The sequence below is a fragment of the Stutzerimonas stutzeri genome (assembly GCF_000935215.1).
Classification (GTDB): domain Bacteria; phylum Pseudomonadota; class Gammaproteobacteria; order Pseudomonadales; family Pseudomonadaceae; genus Stutzerimonas.
On the sequence record NZ_JXXD01000049.1, the window covers coordinates 1 to 20175 of the forward strand.

Sequence of the window (20175 nt, forward strand, 5' to 3'; positions counted from 1 at the left end):
CTGGCGCGCTTGCAGCGCCTGCAGGCCGAACATCCCGATTACCGGGAACCTGCGTAGGCCGGGCGCGTCGAAGCCGGCGTGCATTGCACGCGACATTGCGCCTATAATCGCGCCCACTTTTTCCGCCCCCAGGCCGCGCTGGCCGATCAGGAGCCCATCGTTCATGAGCTACAGCAAAGTCCCGGCTGGCAAAGACCTGCCGAACGACATCTACGTCGCCATCGAGATCCCGGCCAACCACGCGCCGATCAAGTACGAAATCGATCACGACACCGACTGCCTGTTCGTCGACCGCTTCATGGCCACCCCGATGTTCTACCCGGCCAACTACGGTTTCATTCCGCACACCCTGGCCGATGACGGCGACCCCCTCGACGTGCTGGTCGTGACCCCCTATCCGGTTGCCCCGGGTTCGGTCATCCGCTGCCGTCCGGTCGGCGTACTGAACATGACCGACGAAGCCGGCGGTGACGCCAAGCTGATCGCCGTCCCGCACGACAAGCTGACCCAGCTGTACGTGGACGTGAAGGAATACACCGATCTGCCGCCGCTGCTGATCGAGCAGATCAAGCACTTCTTCGAGAACTACAAGGATCTCGAGAAGGGCAAGTGGGTCAAGGTCGAAGGCTGGGAAGGCGCCGACGCCGCCCGCGCCGCCATCATCAAAGCTGCCGAGGCTTACCAGAAGTAAGTCGAAGCACTGAAGAAAAGCCGGCCACAAGCCGGCTTTTTTATTGCCCGCGATTTAGCCTTCCGCTTCGTCCTCCGGGCGGCCGACGTGAACCTGGTTTCGACCTCCGTGCTTGGCGTCATAGAGCGCCTTGTCCGCCCACGCGATCAACTGATCAATCTCATGCTGCCCGGCATGCGTCTGGGCCACGCCGATACTAACCGTGATCTCGATGTTGCCCGCTGCGGTCGTCAATGGCGCCTGCTCGATGGCCATGCGGATTTTCTCAGCCACACTGCGTGCGCCGTCGAGATCTGTATGCGGCAATGCAATTGCAAACTCCTCTCCACCGAGACGGCCGAACAAATCGTGCGCGCGCAGCATGCTGGCGCATATGGCAGTGAACTGCTTGAGCACTGCATCGCCGACCGGGTGACCATAAAGATCGTTGACGCGCTTGAAGTGGTCGATGTCGAGCATCAGCAGACTCAGGCTTTCATCGTGACGGCGAGCACGGGCAAGCTCGGCCTCCAGGCTCGCCAGGAAGGATCGACGACTGCTAACCCCCGTCAGCACATCGGTATTGGCCAGCTGCGCCAGTAGATCGTGAGACTGGCGCAGCTTTTCCGTGCTCTGGAAATAGCGACTGCTCAGGACGAATATCAGCAGCGCGACCACCGCCAGCAGCAGCGAGATGATGCCAGCCGAGGCAATCAGCAACTCCCTGCGCTTATGGAACGCCGCCATGAAGTCCTTCGGCGACAACAGCACCACAACCACGACATCGCCATCCGTCAGCCGCCGATAGGCACCCAAGCGATACTCACCGTCTATAGAACTTACACCTTCGTAGAAACCATGTGCCGGAGCATTCTGATCGAAGTAAGGTCTGTCTTCCGGCACTTTGAAGCGACCGTAGCGACCAGGTATCGCAACTCCTGAGGCGATAGCTCGCAAACTGCGGTCAGTGCCAACTAAGGCGATGCTGCCGTTCGCGCCAACGTTGATCTGCTGGTAATAGTCAGCAAAGAAGTTGGTGGGCACAGAGAGCACTAACACACCGGAGAACTCACCATCTTGGTGAATCGGGCGGGTGAACTGGATCGTCCATTGTTTCGACACCCTCCCCAGAACCGGCTTGCTGATGAACAGACGATCTTCTAACGGGTGATCGCGATGCACACGGAAGTGCTCGCGATCACCCAAGTTCACAGGCTTTTCGGAAGAGGCGAGATTGGAAAAAACCAAAAAGCCGTTCTTGTCTATCACCGCAACCTGCTTGACGAAATTTCCGTAGTTCAGCAATCCCTCGTACACGTAGCTCTGAGAGGCAGAGCGCTCAAGCATATGCTTGCGCATGTCCAGTAACACGAAATCCATTAGCCCAATGACGCTTTGTACATGCGCTTCGAAGGCTGTAGCCAGGTTCATTGCATCATTGCGCGCCGTGTCCATAGCCAATGTGCGCTGATGTTTGACCTCATCCAAAACGAAGGACCACATCGGAACCAGTGCGAATACAAGAATAAGAACTGCAAATAGCCCTGCTTTACGTTTCAAGCGTTACTACCTTTAGACCTACAAAAAGTTCTCTGATACCGAATGCAGTCAGCCGTCGAGGTCGGGACTCAGGACCTAGTCCACGCGTAGGGTGTAGCTCCCCGCACCCCAATAGCTACGGCACTGCAATGATGTCATAGCGCCATTCTTTTATCCTAAAAAAAAATTTAGCCATTTTATTGGCGCCGCTATACCCACTGCTTTAGCAGGGATTCCCGTGACCGTACGGTTTCGCTATGGTGGCATTCAGGTATCACGGAGTGATCGAATGGTCCGGGGCTCAATACTATTGATGACGTTCATCGTCTTGCTCGGCTGTCAGCCCGACCCGGACAATATCCGGGTCGGCAGCAACCGCTGGCTTGGCTATGCACCGTTGTATCTGGCAGACGAATTTCGATGGACGGCTCCAAGCGGCATTCGCCTGGTTGAGTACCCAACCACCACCGGCGTATTGCGCGGTTTCCGCAACGGCATGCTAGATGCGGCCATGCTCACCCTGGACGAAACGCTACTGCTGCAGGCGAGCTCCGATCTGAATCTGGAGATCGTCCTGATCGCGAGCGTCTCCGCCGGCGCGGACGTCCTCTTCGCCCGCGCCCCGATAGCCACGGTCGACGATCTGCGCGGCCGGCGAATCGGCGTGGAGAACACCGCCCTCGGAGCCTATTTCCTCTCCCGCGTGCTGGATCAGGCGCAGCTGGAGATCGCAGACCTGCAAGTGGTCAGCCTGCCGGTGCATGAGCAGGCCGAGGCGTATGCCGCCGGACGCGTTGACGCGGTTATCACCTTCGCCTCGGAAGGGCCGGCGCTGGAGGCCAGCGGCGCGCGCCGCATCTTCGACAGCCGCCAACTGCCCGGCGAGATCGTCGACGTCTTGGTGGTCGACCGCCAGCGCGTCAATCCCGAGCAGCGCAGGCGTCTCAGGGCACTCTGGTTCGACGCCCTGCGCGCCTGGCAGGATCACCGCAACGAAACCGACCCGCGCCTGCTCGCACGCCTGGGCCTGACGCCCGCTGCGCTGCAGGTCACGCTGGACGGCTTGCTCATGGGCGATCGCGCGGTCAATCGCGAATGGCTCCGTGACGGCCAGCTACACCGCAGCATCGCACGCCTGAACCAGTACATGGGCGAACGACAACTGCTGAACAACATCCGGCATGAGGGGCTGATCCCCCGCTGTGAGGTGCTCGAATGCTGACAAGATTGTCGCTGCGAAAATCGCTGCCCCTGCTGCTGGGCATCTTCGGCCTGATGTTCACGGTGCTCTTGACCACTTGGCACCTGCCGACGCGCATCGAGGAAACGCTCACCGACTGGCGCGACCACACTGCACAGCACCTTGCCCTGCTGCAGAGCAGCCTGAGCGACCATCGCCGGCTGGGGCGCAACGCCGAGCTGGAGACGGAGCTGGCCGACCTGGCGAGCCTGGAGGGGGTGCGCTGGGCGATGGTGATCGGCCCTGACCTGCAGATAATCGCCACCACCCGGCTGGGCCTAACCGCCGAGCGACTCGAGCTGATCGACGCTGCCGCGCTCAAGGCCCGTGTCGACAGCGGTCGACCCGCCTGGGCCGGCGAAGGCGCGCGACAGCTGGCGATCTACCCGCTGGACCATGTCGCGCAGGATGGCACGCCGGTGCGCGAAGCGCTGCTGGCCGAATACGACTTCACGCCGATGCTCGCGCAGACCAAGCGTGACGCCTGGTTCTATCTGGCCCAGACCCTGACGTTATTGCTGCTGCTCGGCCTGATCCTCAACCGCATCTACGGACGCCTGCTGACGCGCCGCCTGGCGCGCATCGACCAGGCCGCACGGCAGTTCGCCGTCGACCAGCGGCCACAGACCCTGGCGGTGGCCGGCCGCGATGAGATCGGCCGGCTCGCTGCCACCCTCAGTCGCATGATGAACCAGCTGCACGAGCGGCAGCTGGCCCTCAGCGAAAGCGAGCAGCTGCTGCGCGACCTGGTCGACACGGCGCCAATCGGTATGCTGGTGGTCGACCGCGAACTGCGCGTGCTGCAGGCCAACCCCGCGGCTGCCGCACTGTTCGGCTGCACGCCGGAGGAGCTCGTCGGCAACCTGCCGGACGATCGCCTGACCGAACGCGATGCCACCGCACGACTGCGCAGCACGCCGGCGAACACCACGCTGGAGCTGACCGGCCGCCGAAACGGTCAGGACATTCCGCTGGAAATCAGCTGCACGCCCTTCCAGCGCTACGGCGTGCGCCATTTCCTGGTCCTGCTGCGCGATATCAGCGACCGACTGCGCGCCGAACAACGGCTGCGCTTTCTCGCCCACTTCGATCCGCTGACCCAGCTGGCCAACCGCAACTACCTGATGCAGCGCCTCGACCAGCTGTTGGCAGCTCGCCTGCCGTTGAGCCTGCTCTACCTCGACCTGGATCACTTCAAGCGCATCAACGACAGCCTCGGCCACGAAATAGGGGACAAATTGCTGATACAGATCGGCGATCGCCTCGGCCAGCTGATGCCGGAAAAATCCCTGCTTTCGCGCACCGGTGGCGACGAGTTCATGCTGTTGCTCGACAGCAGCGATGCCCGGCGTGCGGAACAACTGGCGAAAAGCATCATCGAGCGTTTCGAGCTGCCGGTGCGCATCGGTCAGTACGAGTGCTTCGTCAGCCCGAGTATCGGCATCGCCGTCAGCGACGGCCGGCACAGCGCTACCGAGCTGCTCAAGCGCGTCGACCTGGCTCTGTATGCGGCCAAGGACGCCGGACGCAATCGCACCGTCATCTATAACGAAGCACTCAGCGACGCAGCCGCCAGCCGCCGTGAGCTGGAACAGGCGCTGCGACACGCCCTGGATCACGGAGAGTTCGTGCTGCACTACCAGCCGCAGGTCAACGCCCAGGGTGAGCCAGAAGTCATGGAAGCCCTGCTGCGCTGGGCTTCGCCGGACCGCGGCCTGGTGCCGCCCGGGGAGTTCATTCCGGTGCTGGAAGAGAGCGGCATGATCATCGAAGCGACCCGCTGGGTGTTTCGCGAGGCCTGCCGCCAGGCTTGTCGCTGGCACGCCATGGGGCATGCGCTGCGCATCGCGGTCAACCTGTCGCCACTGGACTTCCGCCAGGCGGATCTGGCCGGCAGCCTGCTGGCGATTCTCGAGGAAGAAGGCGCATCGGCGAGCATGCTGGAACTGGAGGTCACCGAGAGTGCGCTGCTCGAAGCCGACGAGCATGTCCAGCAGACCCTCGGCCGCCTGAAGGCCGCCGGGCTGCCGCTGCTGCTCGACGACTTCGGCACCGGCTACGCCTCGCTGACCTACCTGCAGCGCTTCCGCTTCGATGGCATCAAGATCGACCGCGAGTTCGTCAGCGGGCTGCCGGATAGCGAACAGTCGGTCGCGCTGGTGCGCGGCATCCTTACCATGGCCAGCCACCTCGGCCTGCACGTGGTCGCCGAAGGCGTGGAGAACGAGCGTCAGGCGGCGTTCCTGCGCCTCAACGGCTGCCCCAGCTTGCAGGGATTCCACTACGCACGGCCGCAGCCGGCAGCGCAGTGCCGCCTGCAGCAGAACGGTCGACCGATCAACCTACAGCTGCCGCTGGACGGATAAGCACCGACCGGCGTGCCAGCATTAAGCCTGCAATTGCGAACAGTTCGCATCTGGGATAGTTTCGTTGCCCCTCTCGGTGGCACGCTCCCATGCGCGACAACAACAACATTTCCGATTCCTGCCTGCAGTGTTACGTCCATCATCGCCAGCAACTGGTCGCCCACCTCACGCGTCTCGGTGGCTGCCGCGCGCTGGCCGAGGATTTGGCCCAGGATGCCTGGCTGAAACTGGCGCAGGTCATGCCCGGGCAGCACCTCGATAATCCCAAGGCCTATCTCTTTCGCATCGCCACGAATCTGTTGCGCGACGCCATGCGCCACCGCGCCCTGCTCGGTACCTCGGACGAAGCGCCACTGGAACTCATCGAAGCGGTCCAGGCCGATCCCTGCGGGTTGGTAGAAAGCCATTGCGCGCTGCAATGCGTGTTGCGCCAGCTCGATGGCCTGCCGCCGCGCTGCCGTGAAGTGTTCGAGCTGGCCCGGCTGGAGGGGCTCAGCCAGGCGGAAATCGCCGAACGCCTGAGCATTTCGGTGAATACCGTGATCGCCCAACTGGCCAAGGCACGACAACGGCTGGAGCGGCCGTAACTTTTTTCTTCGACGCCGTAATGGTTTTTTCGCGCTGATTCGTCTTGCCTGTGCCCTTGCGCAATTGAGAGTGATTCTCGATTAACCAGCATCCTCGCAGATGCTTTCGTGCGGTCCAGCCGCCAGACAAGAAACCACCGAAGCCGCGAAAACGGCCCGTTCCGGGTCGCGGCCGCGCTCGGCCCGAGGAATGTGCATGACCCCGTCCAGTACCGTAGTGCCCTTCGCCCCCGGCCCCGTCAGCAGCGGGCTGTTCACCCGCAGCAATCACGATGACTACCGCCAGCTCCTGCAGCAGGGGCTGAACTTGGTGCAGCAGTGTCTGCAGCGCCAGCAGCAGCCGTTCAGCGGCATTCTTCCGCAGGAACTGGCCGCCGATTTCGAACGCGTCGATCTGGAGCGCCCGCTGGGCGACGCCAGTGCCGCGCTGCGCGAGTTGGATCAGCTCTATCTGCGCGACGCGGTGTACTTCCACCACCCGCGCTACGTCGCCCACCTCAACTGCCCGGTGGTGCTGCCGGCGCTGCTCGCTGAAGTGCTGGTGTCGTCGATCAATTCCTCGCTGGACACCTGGGACCAGAGCGCCGGCGGGACGCTGATCGAACAACGCCTGATCGACTGGACCTGTGCGCGCATCGGCCTCGGCAGCCAGGCCGACGGCGTGTTCACCAGCGGCGGCACCCAGTCCAACCTGATGGGCCTGCTGCTGGCGCGCGAGCACGTCTGCAATCGCTTGCCCGGTCACGGCGGCAACCTGCGTCATGGCCTGCCGGCCGAAGCGGCCGGGCTGCGCATCTTCGCCTCCCGTGCCAGCCACTTCAGCGTGCAGAAATCCGCGGCGCTGCTGGGCCTGGGTTACGACGCCGTGCGCTGTATCGAAACCGACCGCACCCAGTGCATGAGCGTGCCCGCGCTGGCCCAGGCACTGGCCGACTGTCAGCGCCTGGGCGAACTGCCCATGGCCGTGGTCGCCACCGCCGGCACCACCGACTTCGGCAGCATCGATCCGCTGCCGGAAATCGCCGCGCTGTGCCAGCACTATGGCGTCTGGCTGCACGTCGACGCGGCCTATGGCGGCGGCCTGCTGGTTGCGCCGCGCTACCGCCACTGGTTGGCCGGCATCGAGCATGCCGACTCGGTCACCGTCGACTATCACAAGTCGTTCTTCCAGCCGGTCAGCTGCAGCGGATTCTTCGTTCGCCAGCGTCAGCACCTGAGCTACATCACTCACCACGCCGACTACCTCAACCCACGCAGCCAGACCCGCGAGGGCACGCCGAACCTGGTCAACAAGAGCATCCAGACCACCCGCCGCTTCGACGCGCTGAAGCTCTGGCTGACCCTGCGAATCCTCGGTGCCGAGCATCTCGGCGCGATGTTCGAGGAGGTCATCGACCGCGCTGCCGACACCCATCGCCTGCTCGCCGACGACCCGGCCTTCGAGGTCTTCGCCCCGCGCCTGAGCACCCTGGTCTTCCGCTTCGTCGCCGCAGGCGTGGCGGACGAGCGCCTGGACGAGATCAACCGCGAGATCCGCAAGGCGATCTTCCGCTCCGGCGCGGCGGTCATTGCCGCCACCGTGGTCGAGGGCCGGCAGTACCTCAAGTTCACCCTGCTCAATCCGGAAACCACGCTGGACGACCTGCGCGCCATCGTCGAGCTGATTCGCAACCACGGCGCCCGCCTGCTCGACCAGCCCACTGCCGCCAACCAGTAAGGAGATCGCACATGAGCAAGCTGTATGACTTCATCGGCATCGGCATCGGCCCGTTCAACCTTGGCCTGGCCTGCCTGGCCGAGCCCATCGACGGGCTCGACTGCCTGTTCCTCGACCGCGCCGAGGGTTTCAACTGGCACCCCGGCATGATGCTCGACAGCGCCACCCTGCAGACGCCGTTCATGGCCGATCTGGTGACCCTGGCCGACCCCACCAGCCGTTTCAGCTTTCTCAACTACGCCAAGCAGATCGGGCGGCTGTACGCCTTCTACATCAAGGAAGACTTCTTCCTGATGCGCCGCGAATACAACCAGTACTGCCAGTGGGTGGTCGAGCAGCTCGACAGCCTGCGCTTCGGGCATTTCGTCCAGCAGGTCGACTACCTCGACGAGCACCGCTGCTATCGGGTGCGCGGCGTGCACACGCGCAGCGGCGAGGGCTTCGAGTTCCTCACCCGCCGCCTGGTACTCGGCACCGGCACCACGCCCTATCTGCCGACCTGCTGCGAGGCACTGGCCGAGCACGTCAGCCACAGCGGCAACTACCTGCAGGACAAGCCGCGCCTGCAGGGCAAGCGCTCGATCACCGTGGTTGGCAGCGGTCAGAGCGCGGCCGAGATCTACTACGACCTGTTGCAGGAAATCGACCGCCACGACTACCAGCTCAACTGGATCACCCGGGCGCCGCGCTTCTTCCCGCTGGAATACACCAAGCTGACGCTGGAGATGACCAGCCCGGAGTACATCGACTACTTCCACAGCCTGCCGCGCAGCACCCGGGAAAAGCTCATCGACAGCCAGAAGGGCCTGTACAAGGGCATCAACGCCACCCTGATCAACGCCATCTACGACGAGCTGTACAACCAGAGCCTCAAGGGCGAGGTGCCGACCCAGCTGCTGACCAACGCCGAGCTGCGCCGCTGCCAGCGCCTGGGCGATGGCACGCTGGAGCTGGAGTTCTTCCAGCACGAGCTGGAGCAGAGCTATCGCCACCGCTGCGACGCACTGGTGATGGCCAGCGGGTATCAGTACCGCCTTCCGCGATTTATCCAGCCGATTGCCGAGCGTATCGCCTGGCAGGCACCGGAACGCTTCGCCGTGGCGCGCAATTACAGCATCGACCGCAACGGCGGCGAGGTCTTCGTTCAGAACGCCGGGCTCGTCGATCACGGCCTGGTGACGCCGGATCTCGGCATGGGCTGCTACCGCAACGCCTCAATCCTGCGCGAGATCTGCGGGCGCGAGCACTACGCGGTGGAGACGAAGATCGCCTTCCAGCAGTTCAGCCTGCCGCGATCGCTGGCACCGCAGGGCGCGGTGGCGGCGCGATGACGCTGCGTCGCGCGCTGATCGGCATGACGCTGCTGGCGGTGCTCGGCGACAGCCTGCTGATGCCGTTCTACCCGCAGTACTTCGCCGAACGCTTCGGCGAGTTGCGCAGCGAGCAGGTCGGGCTGTACCTGGCCGCGGTGTGCCTGGTGGCGATGCTCGCCCTGCCACTGTGGGTGCGCCTGTCCAGGCATGCGCATCCGCTGCGGCTGCTGATCTTCGGTCAGCTGATGGCCGGGCTGCTGGCGCTGGCCTGCGCGGCGATCGAGCAGCAATGGCTGTTCTGGCCGGTATCGCTGACGATGATCGCCTTCAAGGCCAGTTACCTGCTGATGTATCCCTACGTGATGGGCCTGGTGGGCGCCGACCAGCAGGTACGCACCATCGGCCTGCTCTCGGTAGTCGTGCACCTGGGCGCAATTGCCGGCGCGACGCTGGGCGGCGGGGTGCTGCACTACCTCAGTCCGGCGCGGATGTTCGTGCTGATGGGCCTGATGGACTTCGTGCAGATGGCCGTCAGCCTGCTGCTGTTGCGCCATGCGCCGCAGCCGACCCGGGTCGATGCAAGCACACCACCGAGGCCACGGGAAGAACATCTGGCCATTGCCCGACTGTGCCTGCTGATGCTGGCGTTCTACTTCTGCATCTACCTGGCGCGGCCGTTCTTCACGGTGTACTGGGAGCAGCTCGGTGGGCCTCAGGCCAGCTGGATCACCGGTCTGGTCTATGCCATTCCCGGCATGCTGGCGCTGCTAGCCCTGGCCCTGCACTACCACGCAGGGCAGCACCTGACCGCCTGGCTGCTGCTGGGGGCCGCCGGGCTGGCGTTGCAGGGCATCGAGCAGATGCCGCTGGTACTGGCCGGGCGCGTGCTGTTCGGCTGGGCGCTGTACCAGCTCACCGTCGCGCTGGATGCGCGACTGTTCGCTCTTAGCCGGCCGGAGCATTACGGCCGCGACTACAGCCTGATCAACATCTTCCAGAACCTCGGCGTGCTCGCCGCTTCGTGGCTCGCCGGATTGGTGGTGCGCGATGCCGGCCTCGCCGCGCCGTTCTTCCTGTCCGCCCTCGGCCTCGTTCTCACCGCCTACGTACTGCGCTGGCTGCTGGTTTCAGCACCAGTCAGCGCGTCTCTCTGTGGAGCCAAATCATGAATACCGCTCTTTCCCGCGCGGATGGTCCGCGCTTCGTTCGCTACTGCAGGCTCGGCGCCATGCATTTCGAGACATTGCAGGCCGAGCATCTGCCGCTGCTGCACGACTGGCTGCGCCGCGACTACGCGCGCTTCTGGGCCATGGGCCATTTGAGCCTGGCGCAGCTGGCCAATTACGTCGACGAGATCCAGCACAGCAGTCATCGCGACATTGCCCTCGGTATGTGCAACGGCGAACCCGCGTTCCTGTTCGAGGGCTATCACCCAGCCCATGACCGCCTCGCCGACCACTACCAGGTGCGCCCCGGCGACCGCGGCATGCACCTGCTGCTCGCCCCCTGCGAAAAGCCCGTGCACGGCTTCAGCCTGGAAGTCATGCGCAGCATCCTCGCCTACCAGTTCGCCGACCCATTCGCGCGGCGCATCGTCGTCGAGCCGGATGCGCGCAACGCCAAGGTGCACGCCTTGAATCAGCGTGTCGGCTTCGTCTACCAGCGCCTGCTGCAGCTACCGGAAAAGGATGCCTGTCTGGCGTTCTGCACCCGCGCGCAGTTCCTCGCCACCCTTCAGGAGAATCCGCAATGAATCAGCTCGTGCAACTGCCAACCGCCGCCGGCGATCTGGCCACCGAACACCTGCAGGCCGAACATTGGGCCCGCGCCAATCGCCTGCTGGTGAAGAAAGCCCTGGCCGAGTTCAGCCACGAGAAGTTGTTCAGCCCCGAGCCGCTGGGCGACAGTCACTACCGCGTCGCAGTGCCGGACAGCTCGACCGAGTACCGCTTCAAGGCACGAAGGCTGGCGCTGGACCACTGGTCCATCGTTACCGACTCCATCGAAAAATTCACCGATGGCCAGCCGCAGCCACTGGACGCGCTGAGCTTTATCATCGAGTTCGCCGACACTCTGGGCATCTCGGAAAACAACCTGCCGGTCTACCTCGACGAGATCAGCAGCACCCTGTTCGGCAGCGCCTACAAGCTCGCCAACAGCCCGCTGAGCGCTGCCCAGCTGGCCCTGGCGGACTTCCAGCAGATCGAGACCGGCATGCGCGAAGGCCACCCGGGCTTCGTCGCCAACAACGGGCGGATGGGCTTCGACGCCCAGGATTACCGCTCCTATGCGCCGGAAGCGGCGAGCCCGGTGCGTCTGGTCTGGCTTGCCGTGCACCGCAGCCGCGCCAGCTACAGCGCCATCGACGGGCTCGACCAGCCGACCCTGCTGCGCGAGGAGCTGGCTGGTCAGCTCGACGTGTTTCATAGCCAGCTGCGAGCGCTGCAGCTTGACCCCGACGACTACCTGCTGATGCCCGCGCACCCCTGGCAGTGGCACAACATCCTCGCCATCGGCTTCGCCGCAGAGATCGCCAACCGGCAGATCGTCCATCTCGGCCTGAGCAATGACCGCTACCTCGCGCAGCAGTCGATCCGCACCTTCTTCAACCAGAGCCAGCCGCAGCGGCGCTACGTGAAGACCGCCCTGTCGATCCTCAACATGGGCTTTATGCGCGGGCTGTCGCCCTACTACATGCAGGCGACGCCCGCGATCAACGCCTACCTTGCCGAGCGCGTGGCCAACGACCCGCTGCTGCGCGACTGCGGCTTCCAGTTGCTGCGCGAAGTCGCGGCCATCGGCTATCGCAATCCCTATTACGAGCAGGCAATGCCGGCCAGCAGTCCTTATCGCAAGATGCTTTCGGCGCTGTGGCGGGAGAGCCCGCTGGGTCACATCGAACCCGGCCAGCGGCTGATGACCATGGCCGCGCTGCTGCACAGCGATGGCGACGAACGCGCCCTGCTGCCGACGCTGATCAGCGCCTCGGGGCTGACCGCCGACCGCTGGCTGCGCCGCTATCTCAACGCCTATCTGACGCCGCTGCTGCATTGCTTCTACGCCCACGATCTGGTGTTCATGCCGCATGGCGAGAACCTGATCCTGGTGCTGGAAGATCATGTACCGGTTCGCGTGCTGATGAAGGACATCGGCGAGGAAGCGGTGATTCTCGATGGCGACGCGCAGATCCCCGAGGCCGTAGGCCGTCTCGCGGTATCGGTGCCCGACGAGCTCAAGGTGCTGTCGATCTTCACCGACGTGTTCGACGGCTTCTTCCGCTACCTCAGTCAGATTCTCGATGAGCAGGTCGACCTGCCGGAACAGCGCTTCTGGCAACAGGTCGCCGACTGCATCGCCGACTACCAGGCCAGCCAGCCTCAGCTGCGCGACAAGTTCGCCCGCTACGACCTGTTCGCCGAGGAATTCGCCCGCTCCTGCCTGAACCGTCTGCAACTGGGCAACAACCGGCAGATGCTGGATCTGGCCGATCCGGCCGGTGCACTGAAATTCGCCGGCACCCTGAAAAACCCCGTCGCGCCCTATGCTCCGGAACGCTGAAACCCAATGGGCGGATGACGAGGCGCTGAACGACCTGCTGCTGCGGGTGCGCAGCGCCCTGCCGGGACTGGACGGGCGCGTCGGCTCGCCAAGACCCGACGAGCTGATGCTCGATCGCCCGCAGCCACTGGCGGACTTGCTGGGGCACTGGCAGGCAGCGCACCCGGAAGCGGGCCGGCACTACTGGGCGGCGCGCTGCTGGACGCTGCTGGTCTGGCAGCCGATCTATCTGCAGGTGCTGGCCGTGCAACTCGACGACCAGTCGCCCGAACTGGAGGGCATCGCGCAAGGTATGCAGCAGGGCTTCGTCGCCGGTTTCTGCCTGCCGGATCATCAGCTGCTGCGCGCCGACGCCCAGCACCTGCTGCGGCATGCCGGGCAGCAGATCCGCCAGTTCTGCGCCCAGGCCCATGCGGCCTGTGGTGCGTTGCTCGGTCTGCATCCGAAGCTGGCGCAACGCCTCGCCGCGGATTGCGTGATGGCTGCTCTGCTGCACGCGCAACGGACCGATGGTTGCGGCAACCTGCAGCTCTGCCGTCGCGCCGATGCCTGGCTGGATGCGTGCGGCATGCAGGGCGCCAGCGGCCTGCTGGCGGTGCAGCTGACCGATGGAGGCACCCGTCTCGGCTTGCAGCGCAAGGCCTGCTGCCAGCATTTCCGCCGCGCCGATGGCGAGCTCTGCGACAGCTGCCCGAAGCTGCCGCTCGCCGAGCGCACTCGACGCCTGCGCGAGCAGCATGGTTAGCGCTCGCTGACCTCAGGCAGCATCCCGCCACCTTACGCAGCTGGATACACATCACGCGGGCGAACCTTGTGGCTGCCGCGGGCGTTTCTTTGCTAATGTCGCGCCCGTTTCCGACTCGCCGCCGACGACAGGTTCCCCCATGGCCCGCAAGAAAGCTGCCCTCGATTTCGAACAATCCCTCGCCGAGCTGCAACAGCTGGTCGAACGCCTGGAAAGCGGCGAGCTGTCGCTGGAAGACTCGCTGACCTGCTTCGAACAGGGCATCGGACTGACCCGCGACTGCCAGGCCGCGCTGAGCCAGGCCGAGCAGAAGGTGCAGATTCTCCTCGAGCGCGACGGCAGCCTGCAGGAAGCTCCCTTCGAGTCGGACCCCGAAGCATGATGATCGGCGCCTACCAGAAAAGCGCTCAGCAGCGCGTCGACGCTTGCCTCGAAATCCTTTTCACCGCACCACTGCCGCAACTCGAACGCCTCTATCAGGCCATGCGCTACAGCGTGATGAACGGCGGTAAACGGGTCCGCCCGCTGCTGGTCTACGCCGCCTGCGAAGCGCTGAATGGTGACAAGGCCGATGCTGACGGCGCGGCCTGTGCCGTCGAGCTGATCCACGCCTACTCGCTGGTACACGACGACCTCCCGGCGATGGACGACGACGATTTGCGTCGCGGCCAGCCGACCACTCACAAGGCCTACGACGAGGCCTGCGCGATCCTTGCCGGCGACGGCCTACAGAGCCTGGCCTTCGAGGCCATGGCCGAGGCCGAGCGCAATCCGCAGGACGCCGCGCTGCGTCTGCGCATGTTCGCCGTGCTGGCCCGCGCCGCAGGGCCGGCCGGCATGGTCGGCGGCCAGGCCATCGACCTCGGTTCGGTCGGCCTCAAGCTCGATCGCGACGCCCTGGAGCTGATGCACCGGCACAAGACCGGCGCGCTGATCGAAGCCAGCGTGCAGCTCGGCGCGCTCGCCAGCGGCCATGCCGACGCCGACAACCTCGCCTCGCTGAGCCAGTATGCACGCGCCATCGGCCTGGCCTTCCAGGTGCAGGACGACATTCTCGACGTCGAAAGCGACACCGCGACCCTGGGCAAGCACCAGGGCGCCGACATCGCCCGGGACAAGCCGACCTACCCGGCACTGCTCGGCATGGACGCGGCCAAGGCCTACGCGCTGGAGCTGCGCGACCAGGCACTGCACGCGCTGCGCCCGTTCGATACCGCCGCCGAGCCGCTGCGCGAGCTGGCGCGCTACATCGTCGAACGACGCAACTGAGCCTTTCGCTGAAATAGCAGTCAAACCCCTACCGGACCCGGGGCCGTTCTTATCGAAGGACCCTTCGGGTAAACTGCCGCTCTTTTTTCAACAACAATGATCCGCCTGATGCCCAAGACTTTTCACGAGATCCCTCGGGTTCGCCCCGCGACGCCCGTTCTTGACCGAGCGGCGACCCCCGAACAGCTGCGCCGACTGGGCGAGGCGGAACTCGAAGAGCTTGCCAACGAACTGCGCCAGGAGCTGTTGTACAGCGTCGGCCACACTGGCGGGCACTTCGGCGCCGGCCTCGGCGTGATCGAACTGACCATCGCCCTGCATTACGTCTACGACACCCCGGATGACCGGCTGGTATGGGATGTGGGCCATCAGGCCTATCCGCACAAGATCCTCACCGGGCGCCGCGAGCGCATGGCCACGCTGCGTCAGAAGGACGGCCTGGCCGCCTTCCCGCGCCGCTCGGAGAGCGAGTACGACACCTTTGGCGTCGGTCACTCCAGCACCTCGATCAGCGCCGCCCTGGGCATGGCGGTCGCCGCCCGTCTGAAAGGTGAGCAGCGCAAGTCCATCGCCGTGATCGGAGATGGCGCCCTGACCGCCGGCATGGCCTTCGAGGCGCTCAACCACGCCCCGGAAGTCGGCGCCAACATGCTGGTGGTGCTCAACGACAACGACATGTCGATCTCGCGCAACGTCGGCGGGCTGTCCAACTACCTGGCCAAGATTCTCTCCAGCCGCACCTACTCAAGCATGCGCGAAGGCAGCAAGAAGATCCTCTCGCGCCTGCCGGGCGCCTGGGAAATCGCCCGCCGCACCGAGGAATACGCCAAGGGCATGCTGGTGCCCGGCACGCTGTTCGAGGAACTCGGCTGGAATTACATCGGCCCCATCGACGGCCACGACCTGCCGACGCTGATCGCCACCCTGCGCAACATGCGCGACCTCGACGGCCCGCAGTTCCTCCATGTGGTGACGAAGAAGGGCAAGGGCTTCGCCCCCGCCGAAGCCGACCCGATCACCTGGCATGCGATCAGCAAGCTGGAGCCGGTCGGCGCCCCGGTCAAACCGAAGAAGCCCTCAGGGCCCAAGTACTCCAATGTGTTTGGCCAGTGGCTGTGCGACATGGCCGCCGCCGACCCGCGCCTGACCGGCATCACCCCGGCGATGAAGGAAGGTTCGGACCTGGTGGCCTTCAGCGAGCGCTACCCGCAGCGTTACTTCGATGTCGCCATCGCCGAGCAGCACGCGGTGACGCTGGCGGCCGGCATGGCCTGCGAAGGCATGAAGCCGGTGGTGGCGATCTACTCGACGTTCCTCCAGCGCGCTTACGATCAGTTGATCCACGACGTTGCGGTGCAAAACCTCGACGTGCTGTTCGCCATCGACCGCGCCGGACTGGTCGGCGAAGACGGCCCGACGCATGCCGGCAGCTTCGACCTCTCCTACCTGCGCTGCATCCCCGGCATGCTGGTGATGACGCCCAGCGACGAGAACGAGATGCGCCGCATGCTCACCACCGGCTACCGCTTCGAAGGCCCGGCCGCGGTGCGCTATCCGCGCGGCAGCGGCCCCAACGCCACCATCGAGCCGGGACTGGAGCCGCTGGAGATCGGCAAGGCCGCAGTACGCCGTGAGGGCAGCAAGGTGGCGCTACTGGTGTTCGGTGTGCAACTGCCAGAGGCGCTGCAGGTCGGCGAGACGCTGGACGCCACGGTGGTCGACATGCGTTTCGTCAAACCGCTGGACGAAGCCCTGCTGCGCGAGTTGGCCGCCAGCCACGAGTTGCTGGTGACGATCGAAGAGAACAGCATCATGGCTGGCGCCGGCAGCGCGGTAGCCGAGTTCCTCACTGGCGAAAGCATTCTCAAACCGATGCTGCATCTGGGCCTGCCCGACTACTACGTCGAGCACGCCAAGCCGAGCGAAATGCTCGCCGAGTGCGGCCTGGATGCCGCCGGTATCGAAGCGGCCGTGCGCAAGCGCCAGGCGGCACTCGGCAGGGCCTGACGTCGTCGTTTCGGTGGATGGGTGGAGCGTCATCCACCCTACGTCACCGGTATTCGACGCGCCTATTCGCGAGAAGTAGGGTGGAAAACTGCGAAGCATTTTCCACCGTCCAGAAGCCACTCGCTCTTACAAAGAACGGACGGTACGTTCAGCCACGCAGTAGCAGGTCACCTTCGATCGGCACGTAACGCGTTGCGGCACGGATCAGCGATTGGGCGGTGAGCCCAGGCACGCCGTAGGCAGTCGCCTCAGCACCGCCAGCCCGCACCCGCTCGAGCAGCAGGTCGAAATCGCCGTCGCCGGAAGCCAGCACCACTTCGTCGACCCGGGCCGCCGCGTCCAGCACGTCGATGGTGATGCCCACGTCCCAGTCGCCCTTGGCCGAGCCGTCGCTGCGCTGGATATAGGGCTTGAGCTTCACCGTGAAACCGAGGTTGCGCAGGATTTGCTGAAACTGCTGCTGGCGTGCGTCACCGCGCTCGATGGCGTAGGCATAGGCCTCGACGATGGTGCCGCGACGGCTGACATCGGCCCACAACGCGGAATAGTTGAAGTGGCAGCCATGGGCCTGCCGCACGGTGTAGTAGAGGTTCTGTACATCGGCGAACAGGGCGATCTTCTTCACGCGGCGGCCCGAATCTGAAAGGGGGCTCCAGTATGGACGGCGAAATCGCACATGTCCCGTCCTTGCCGCATCCGTTACAGTGGCGCCCCGAAACGATTAATTCACCTTCGGTCTGCAATGAACGTTCTTGCCATCCTGCGTGACGCCTGGTTCTTCTACTCCCGCCACTTCCTGACCATCGTCCGGCTCTGCCTGCCGCTGATCCTGCTCGAAAGCGCGACACGCCTGGCGCTCGATCACTGGCTCGGCGAAAACGTCCTGCCCGCCCTGGACCTGCTGGTGGGCCTGATCTTCTATCCGCTGTACGTCGGCGCGCTGATCCTTTATCTGGATGCGCGCAGCCGTGGCCACGATCCGGCGCTGCGTGCGGTCTACGCCCGGGCCCTGCCGCTGTGGCCAGCACTGGCCGTGCTCTCGGGGCTCGGCTCACTGCTGATCATGCTCGGCGCCTCGCTGTTCGTGCTGCCCGGCATCTGGGTCATGGTCAAGATCGCCTTCGCCGAGTACCTGCTGGTCTTGCGTGGCCTGACACCGCTGGCGGCGCTAAAGGAGAGCTTCGCCCTCACCCGCGGGCATTTTCTGCTGATACTGGGCTGCGTGATGACCGTGCTGTTGCCGATCTGGATGCTGGAAATCTGGATCGCCGCCCAGCTGTTCGCCGAGCAGACGCCACCACTGTTGCCGGCGATGTTGCTGGACGCCGTGGTCGGCCTGCTGCAGTTGCTGCCGACGATCATGCTGTTCCGCTGCTTCATGCTCTGCACCGAGCCGCCGACACGCCAGCCGGACAACGGCTGAGCGGTCTTTCGACGGAGGTTCAGGCGAGGCGCACAGAGCCTGCTAGGCTTGCTCCGGCCACATCAGGAGACCCCGCCATGGCCGACCAGAACCCAAGCATCCTTTCGCACATTTCACTGGGCAGCAATCGCTTCGACGAAGCGGTTGCCTTCTACGACCAGGTCCTCGCCACCCTTGGCTGCAGGCGCATCCTCGAACACCCCGGCGCCGTCGCCTGGGGCCGTGAATACCCGGAATTCTGGATTCAACGACCCATCGACGGCGGCAGCGCGTCGGTGGGCAACGGCACCCATGTCGGTTTTTTCGCTGCGAATCAGGCCGAGGTCGACGCCTTCCATCGCGCGGCGATCACCGCCGGCGCAAGCGATGAGGGCGCACCCGGCCCGCGCCCGGAATATGGCGAGCCCTACTACGGCTGTTTCGTACGCGATCTGGACGGCCACAAGATCGAGGCGTCCTACTGGGACGAGGCGCTGATGCAGCAACTCTACGGCAGCGGCAGCTAGCCGGCTGCGTTCAGGAGGCGCGCCCGCCAAGCAGCCGCGGCAACAGCAGGCTCTGGTACAACCGCGGAAAACAGCGCGCCAGCAGCTGGGCTTTCCAGTCCAGGTTGGACAGCACCAGCAGCCGGCGCCGGCGCAGCGCGCCCTGATAGATCGCCTCGGCCACATCCTGCGGCGAAGCGACCCGACCGATGTCCAACGCAGGGGTTGGCGCTGTCGAACCATCGCCGACCAGCACGTTCTTGCGCAGATCGGTGGCGGTGTAGCCGGGGCAGACAAGCATGACGTTGACGCCGGTTTCCCGAAGCTCGCAACGCAGCGTCTCGAACAATCCGTGCAGGGCATGCTTGCTGGCGTTGTAGGCGGCCCGGTTGGGCACCGGCGAATACTGCGAAAGCGAGCTGAGCACAATGATCTGCCCGCCGCGGGAGATCAGACTGGGCAGCGCGGCCTGAGTGCAATGCAACGCGCCGTAGAAATTCACCGCCATCACCCGCTCGAACACTGCCAGGCTGGTATTCGCTACCGGGCTGCGGTGAGTGATGCCGGCGTTGTTGACCAGCACGTCGATGCCGCCGTAACGCTCCACCACCAGCGCAATCGCGCGCTGCACCGCCTCGGCATCGCTGACGTCACAGCACAACCCCAGCGCATCGGCATTGTGGTGATCGGCCAGATGCTGCACCAGGCCATCCAGCGCATCCTGATGCAGATCGAAGATCACCAGCCGCGCGCCAGCCTGGGCCATGCGCACCGCCAGCGCGCGGCCGATCCCGGCACAGCCGCCGGTGATCACCACCAGCTTGCGGTTGAACACCTTGCGATCGAACACCTTGCGCTGCATACCCCTACTCCTTCGTGCCGCACGCCTGCCTTTCGGTATGAGCATAGGTCGATATAGGCCGACATTCCTCACGCTGCTGCAGCAATATGGCTCATGGACAACCGGGCATCGGCTGCGCATGCTTGTTGGAACAGCGCAAGGCAGCGATCGATCCATTGAAAGCATTCATCTATCTGGCCCTGGCCTCCCTTCTCGGCTTACCAGCCGCGGTCCTGGCCAATCCCGTTTCGCAACGCGTCCTCAACGTCGGCTACTACGAGTTCGCCCCGGCCATCTACACCGATGCCCACGGCATGGCACGCGGCGAGCTGGCCGAACTGACCCGCCGCGTCGCGCGTCAGGCCGGCTACGGCGTGCGCTTTCGAGGGCTGCCCGGCGCCCGCCTCTACGCGGC

Annotated in this window: 18 protein-coding genes and 1 pseudogene; 16 read left to right on the forward strand and 3 right to left on the reverse strand. The window is 64.7% G+C overall.

Going from position 1 to position 20175, the window contains the following annotated elements:
- Window positions 1-163: 163 nt before the first annotated feature.
- A complete protein-coding gene (gene ppa, locus LO50_RS06865) occupies window positions 164-691 on the forward strand; it encodes an inorganic diphosphatase (RefSeq protein WP_014819027.1) in 528 nt (175 codons plus the stop codon).
- 54 nt (window positions 692-745) lie between these two features.
- On the opposite strand, the gene LO50_RS06870 is transcribed toward ppa, so the two are convergent.
- Window positions 746-2173: a sensor domain-containing diguanylate cyclase gene (locus LO50_RS06870; protein ID WP_044314526.1), complete on the reverse strand. Its 1428-nt coding sequence runs from the start codon at window positions 2171-2173 to the stop codon at window positions 746-748.
- 325 nt (window positions 2174-2498) lie between these two features.
- On the opposite strand from LO50_RS06870, the gene LO50_RS06875 reads away from it, so the two are divergent.
- The 12 genes from LO50_RS06875 (at window position 2499) to dxs (ending at window position 17011) form a co-directional block, all read left to right on the forward strand.
- A complete protein-coding gene (locus LO50_RS06875; RefSeq protein WP_044314527.1) occupies window positions 2499-3431 on the forward strand; it encodes an ABC transporter substrate-binding protein in 933 nt (310 codons plus the stop codon).
- Window positions 3425-5815, forward strand: a complete 2391-nt coding sequence (locus LO50_RS06880) for a putative bifunctional diguanylate cyclase/phosphodiesterase (protein WP_044314528.1) — start codon at window positions 3425-3427, stop codon at window positions 5813-5815. The genes LO50_RS06875 and LO50_RS06880 overlap by 7 nt, the downstream gene beginning before the upstream one ends.
- Window positions 5816-5904: 89 nt before the next feature.
- Window positions 5905-6402, forward strand: coding sequence for an RNA polymerase sigma factor (locus LO50_RS06885; RefSeq protein WP_044314529.1), 498 nt, complete (start codon window positions 5905-5907; stop codon window positions 6400-6402).
- A 196-nt stretch (window positions 6403-6598) separates the two neighbouring features.
- Window positions 6599-8119 carry a pyridoxal phosphate-dependent decarboxylase family protein gene (locus LO50_RS06890; protein WP_044314530.1) on the forward strand — a complete coding sequence of 507 codons (1521 nt, stop codon included), beginning with the start codon at window positions 6599-6601 and terminating at the stop codon, window positions 8117-8119.
- 11 nt (window positions 8120-8130) lie between these two features.
- Complete coding sequence (locus tag LO50_RS06895; RefSeq protein ID WP_044314531.1) at window positions 8131-9450, forward strand: lysine N(6)-hydroxylase/L-ornithine N(5)-oxygenase family protein; 1320 nt, start codon at window positions 8131-8133, stop codon at window positions 9448-9450.
- On the forward strand, window positions 9447-10601 hold the full coding sequence (locus tag LO50_RS06900; protein ID WP_044314532.1) for an MFS transporter: 1155 nt from the start codon (window positions 9447-9449) through the stop codon (window positions 10599-10601). The genes LO50_RS06895 and LO50_RS06900 overlap by 4 nt, the downstream gene beginning before the upstream one ends.
- Complete coding sequence (locus LO50_RS06905; RefSeq protein WP_044314533.1) at window positions 10598-11185, forward strand: GNAT family N-acetyltransferase; 588 nt, start codon at window positions 10598-10600, stop codon at window positions 11183-11185. Before LO50_RS06900 ends, LO50_RS06905 begins: the two co-directional genes overlap by 4 nt.
- A complete protein-coding gene (locus tag LO50_RS06910) occupies window positions 11182-12990 on the forward strand; it encodes an IucA/IucC family protein (protein ID WP_044314534.1) in 1809 nt (602 codons plus the stop codon). The genes LO50_RS06905 and LO50_RS06910 overlap by 4 nt, the downstream gene beginning before the upstream one ends.
- Entirely contained in the window at window positions 12974-13735 is a 762-nt protein-coding gene (locus LO50_RS06915; protein WP_044314535.1) for a siderophore ferric iron reductase, read from the forward strand. Before LO50_RS06910 ends, LO50_RS06915 begins: the two co-directional genes overlap by 17 nt.
- 139 nt (window positions 13736-13874) lie before the next feature.
- Window positions 13875-14117 (forward strand): exodeoxyribonuclease VII small subunit, encoded by a 243-nt coding sequence (locus tag LO50_RS06920; RefSeq protein WP_003283056.1) that lies wholly within the window; start codon window positions 13875-13877, stop codon window positions 14115-14117.
- Entirely contained in the window at window positions 14117-15004 is an 888-nt protein-coding gene (locus tag LO50_RS06925) for a polyprenyl synthetase family protein (RefSeq protein ID WP_044314541.1), read from the forward strand. Before LO50_RS06920 ends, LO50_RS06925 begins: the two co-directional genes overlap by 1 nt.
- Before the next feature lie 108 nt (window positions 15005-15112).
- Entirely contained in the window at window positions 15113-17011 is a 1899-nt protein-coding gene (dxs, locus tag LO50_RS06930; protein WP_044314536.1) for a 1-deoxy-D-xylulose-5-phosphate synthase, read from the forward strand.
- A 148-nt stretch (window positions 17012-17159) separates the two neighbouring features.
- On the opposite strand, the gene LO50_RS06935 is transcribed toward dxs, so the two are convergent.
- Window positions 17160-17636: a LabA-like NYN domain-containing protein gene (locus LO50_RS06935; protein WP_044314537.1), complete on the reverse strand. Its 477-nt coding sequence runs from the start codon at window positions 17634-17636 to the stop codon at window positions 17160-17162.
- A 117-nt stretch (window positions 17637-17753) separates the two neighbouring features.
- Between LO50_RS06935 and LO50_RS06940 the strand changes: the two genes are divergently transcribed.
- Window positions 17754-18434: a YciC family protein gene (locus LO50_RS06940; RefSeq protein ID WP_014819013.1), complete on the forward strand. Its 681-nt coding sequence runs from the start codon at window positions 17754-17756 to the stop codon at window positions 18432-18434.
- A gap of 77 nt (window positions 18435-18511) precedes the next feature.
- Window positions 18512-18940 (forward strand): VOC family protein, encoded by a 429-nt coding sequence (locus tag LO50_RS06945; RefSeq protein ID WP_044314538.1) that lies wholly within the window; start codon window positions 18512-18514, stop codon window positions 18938-18940.
- Between the two features lie 10 nt (window positions 18941-18950).
- Here LO50_RS06945 and LO50_RS06950 read toward each other — a convergent pair whose 3' ends face one another.
- A complete protein-coding gene (locus tag LO50_RS06950) occupies window positions 18951-19781 on the reverse strand; it encodes an SDR family oxidoreductase (protein WP_044314539.1) in 831 nt (276 codons plus the stop codon).
- 86 nt (window positions 19782-19867) lie between these two features.
- On the opposite strand from LO50_RS06950, the pseudogene LO50_RS06955 reads away from it, so the two are divergent.
- Window positions 19868-20175, forward strand: a pseudogene (locus tag LO50_RS06955) (bifunctional lytic transglycosylase/amino acid ABC transporter substrate-binding protein); the annotation flags it as partial.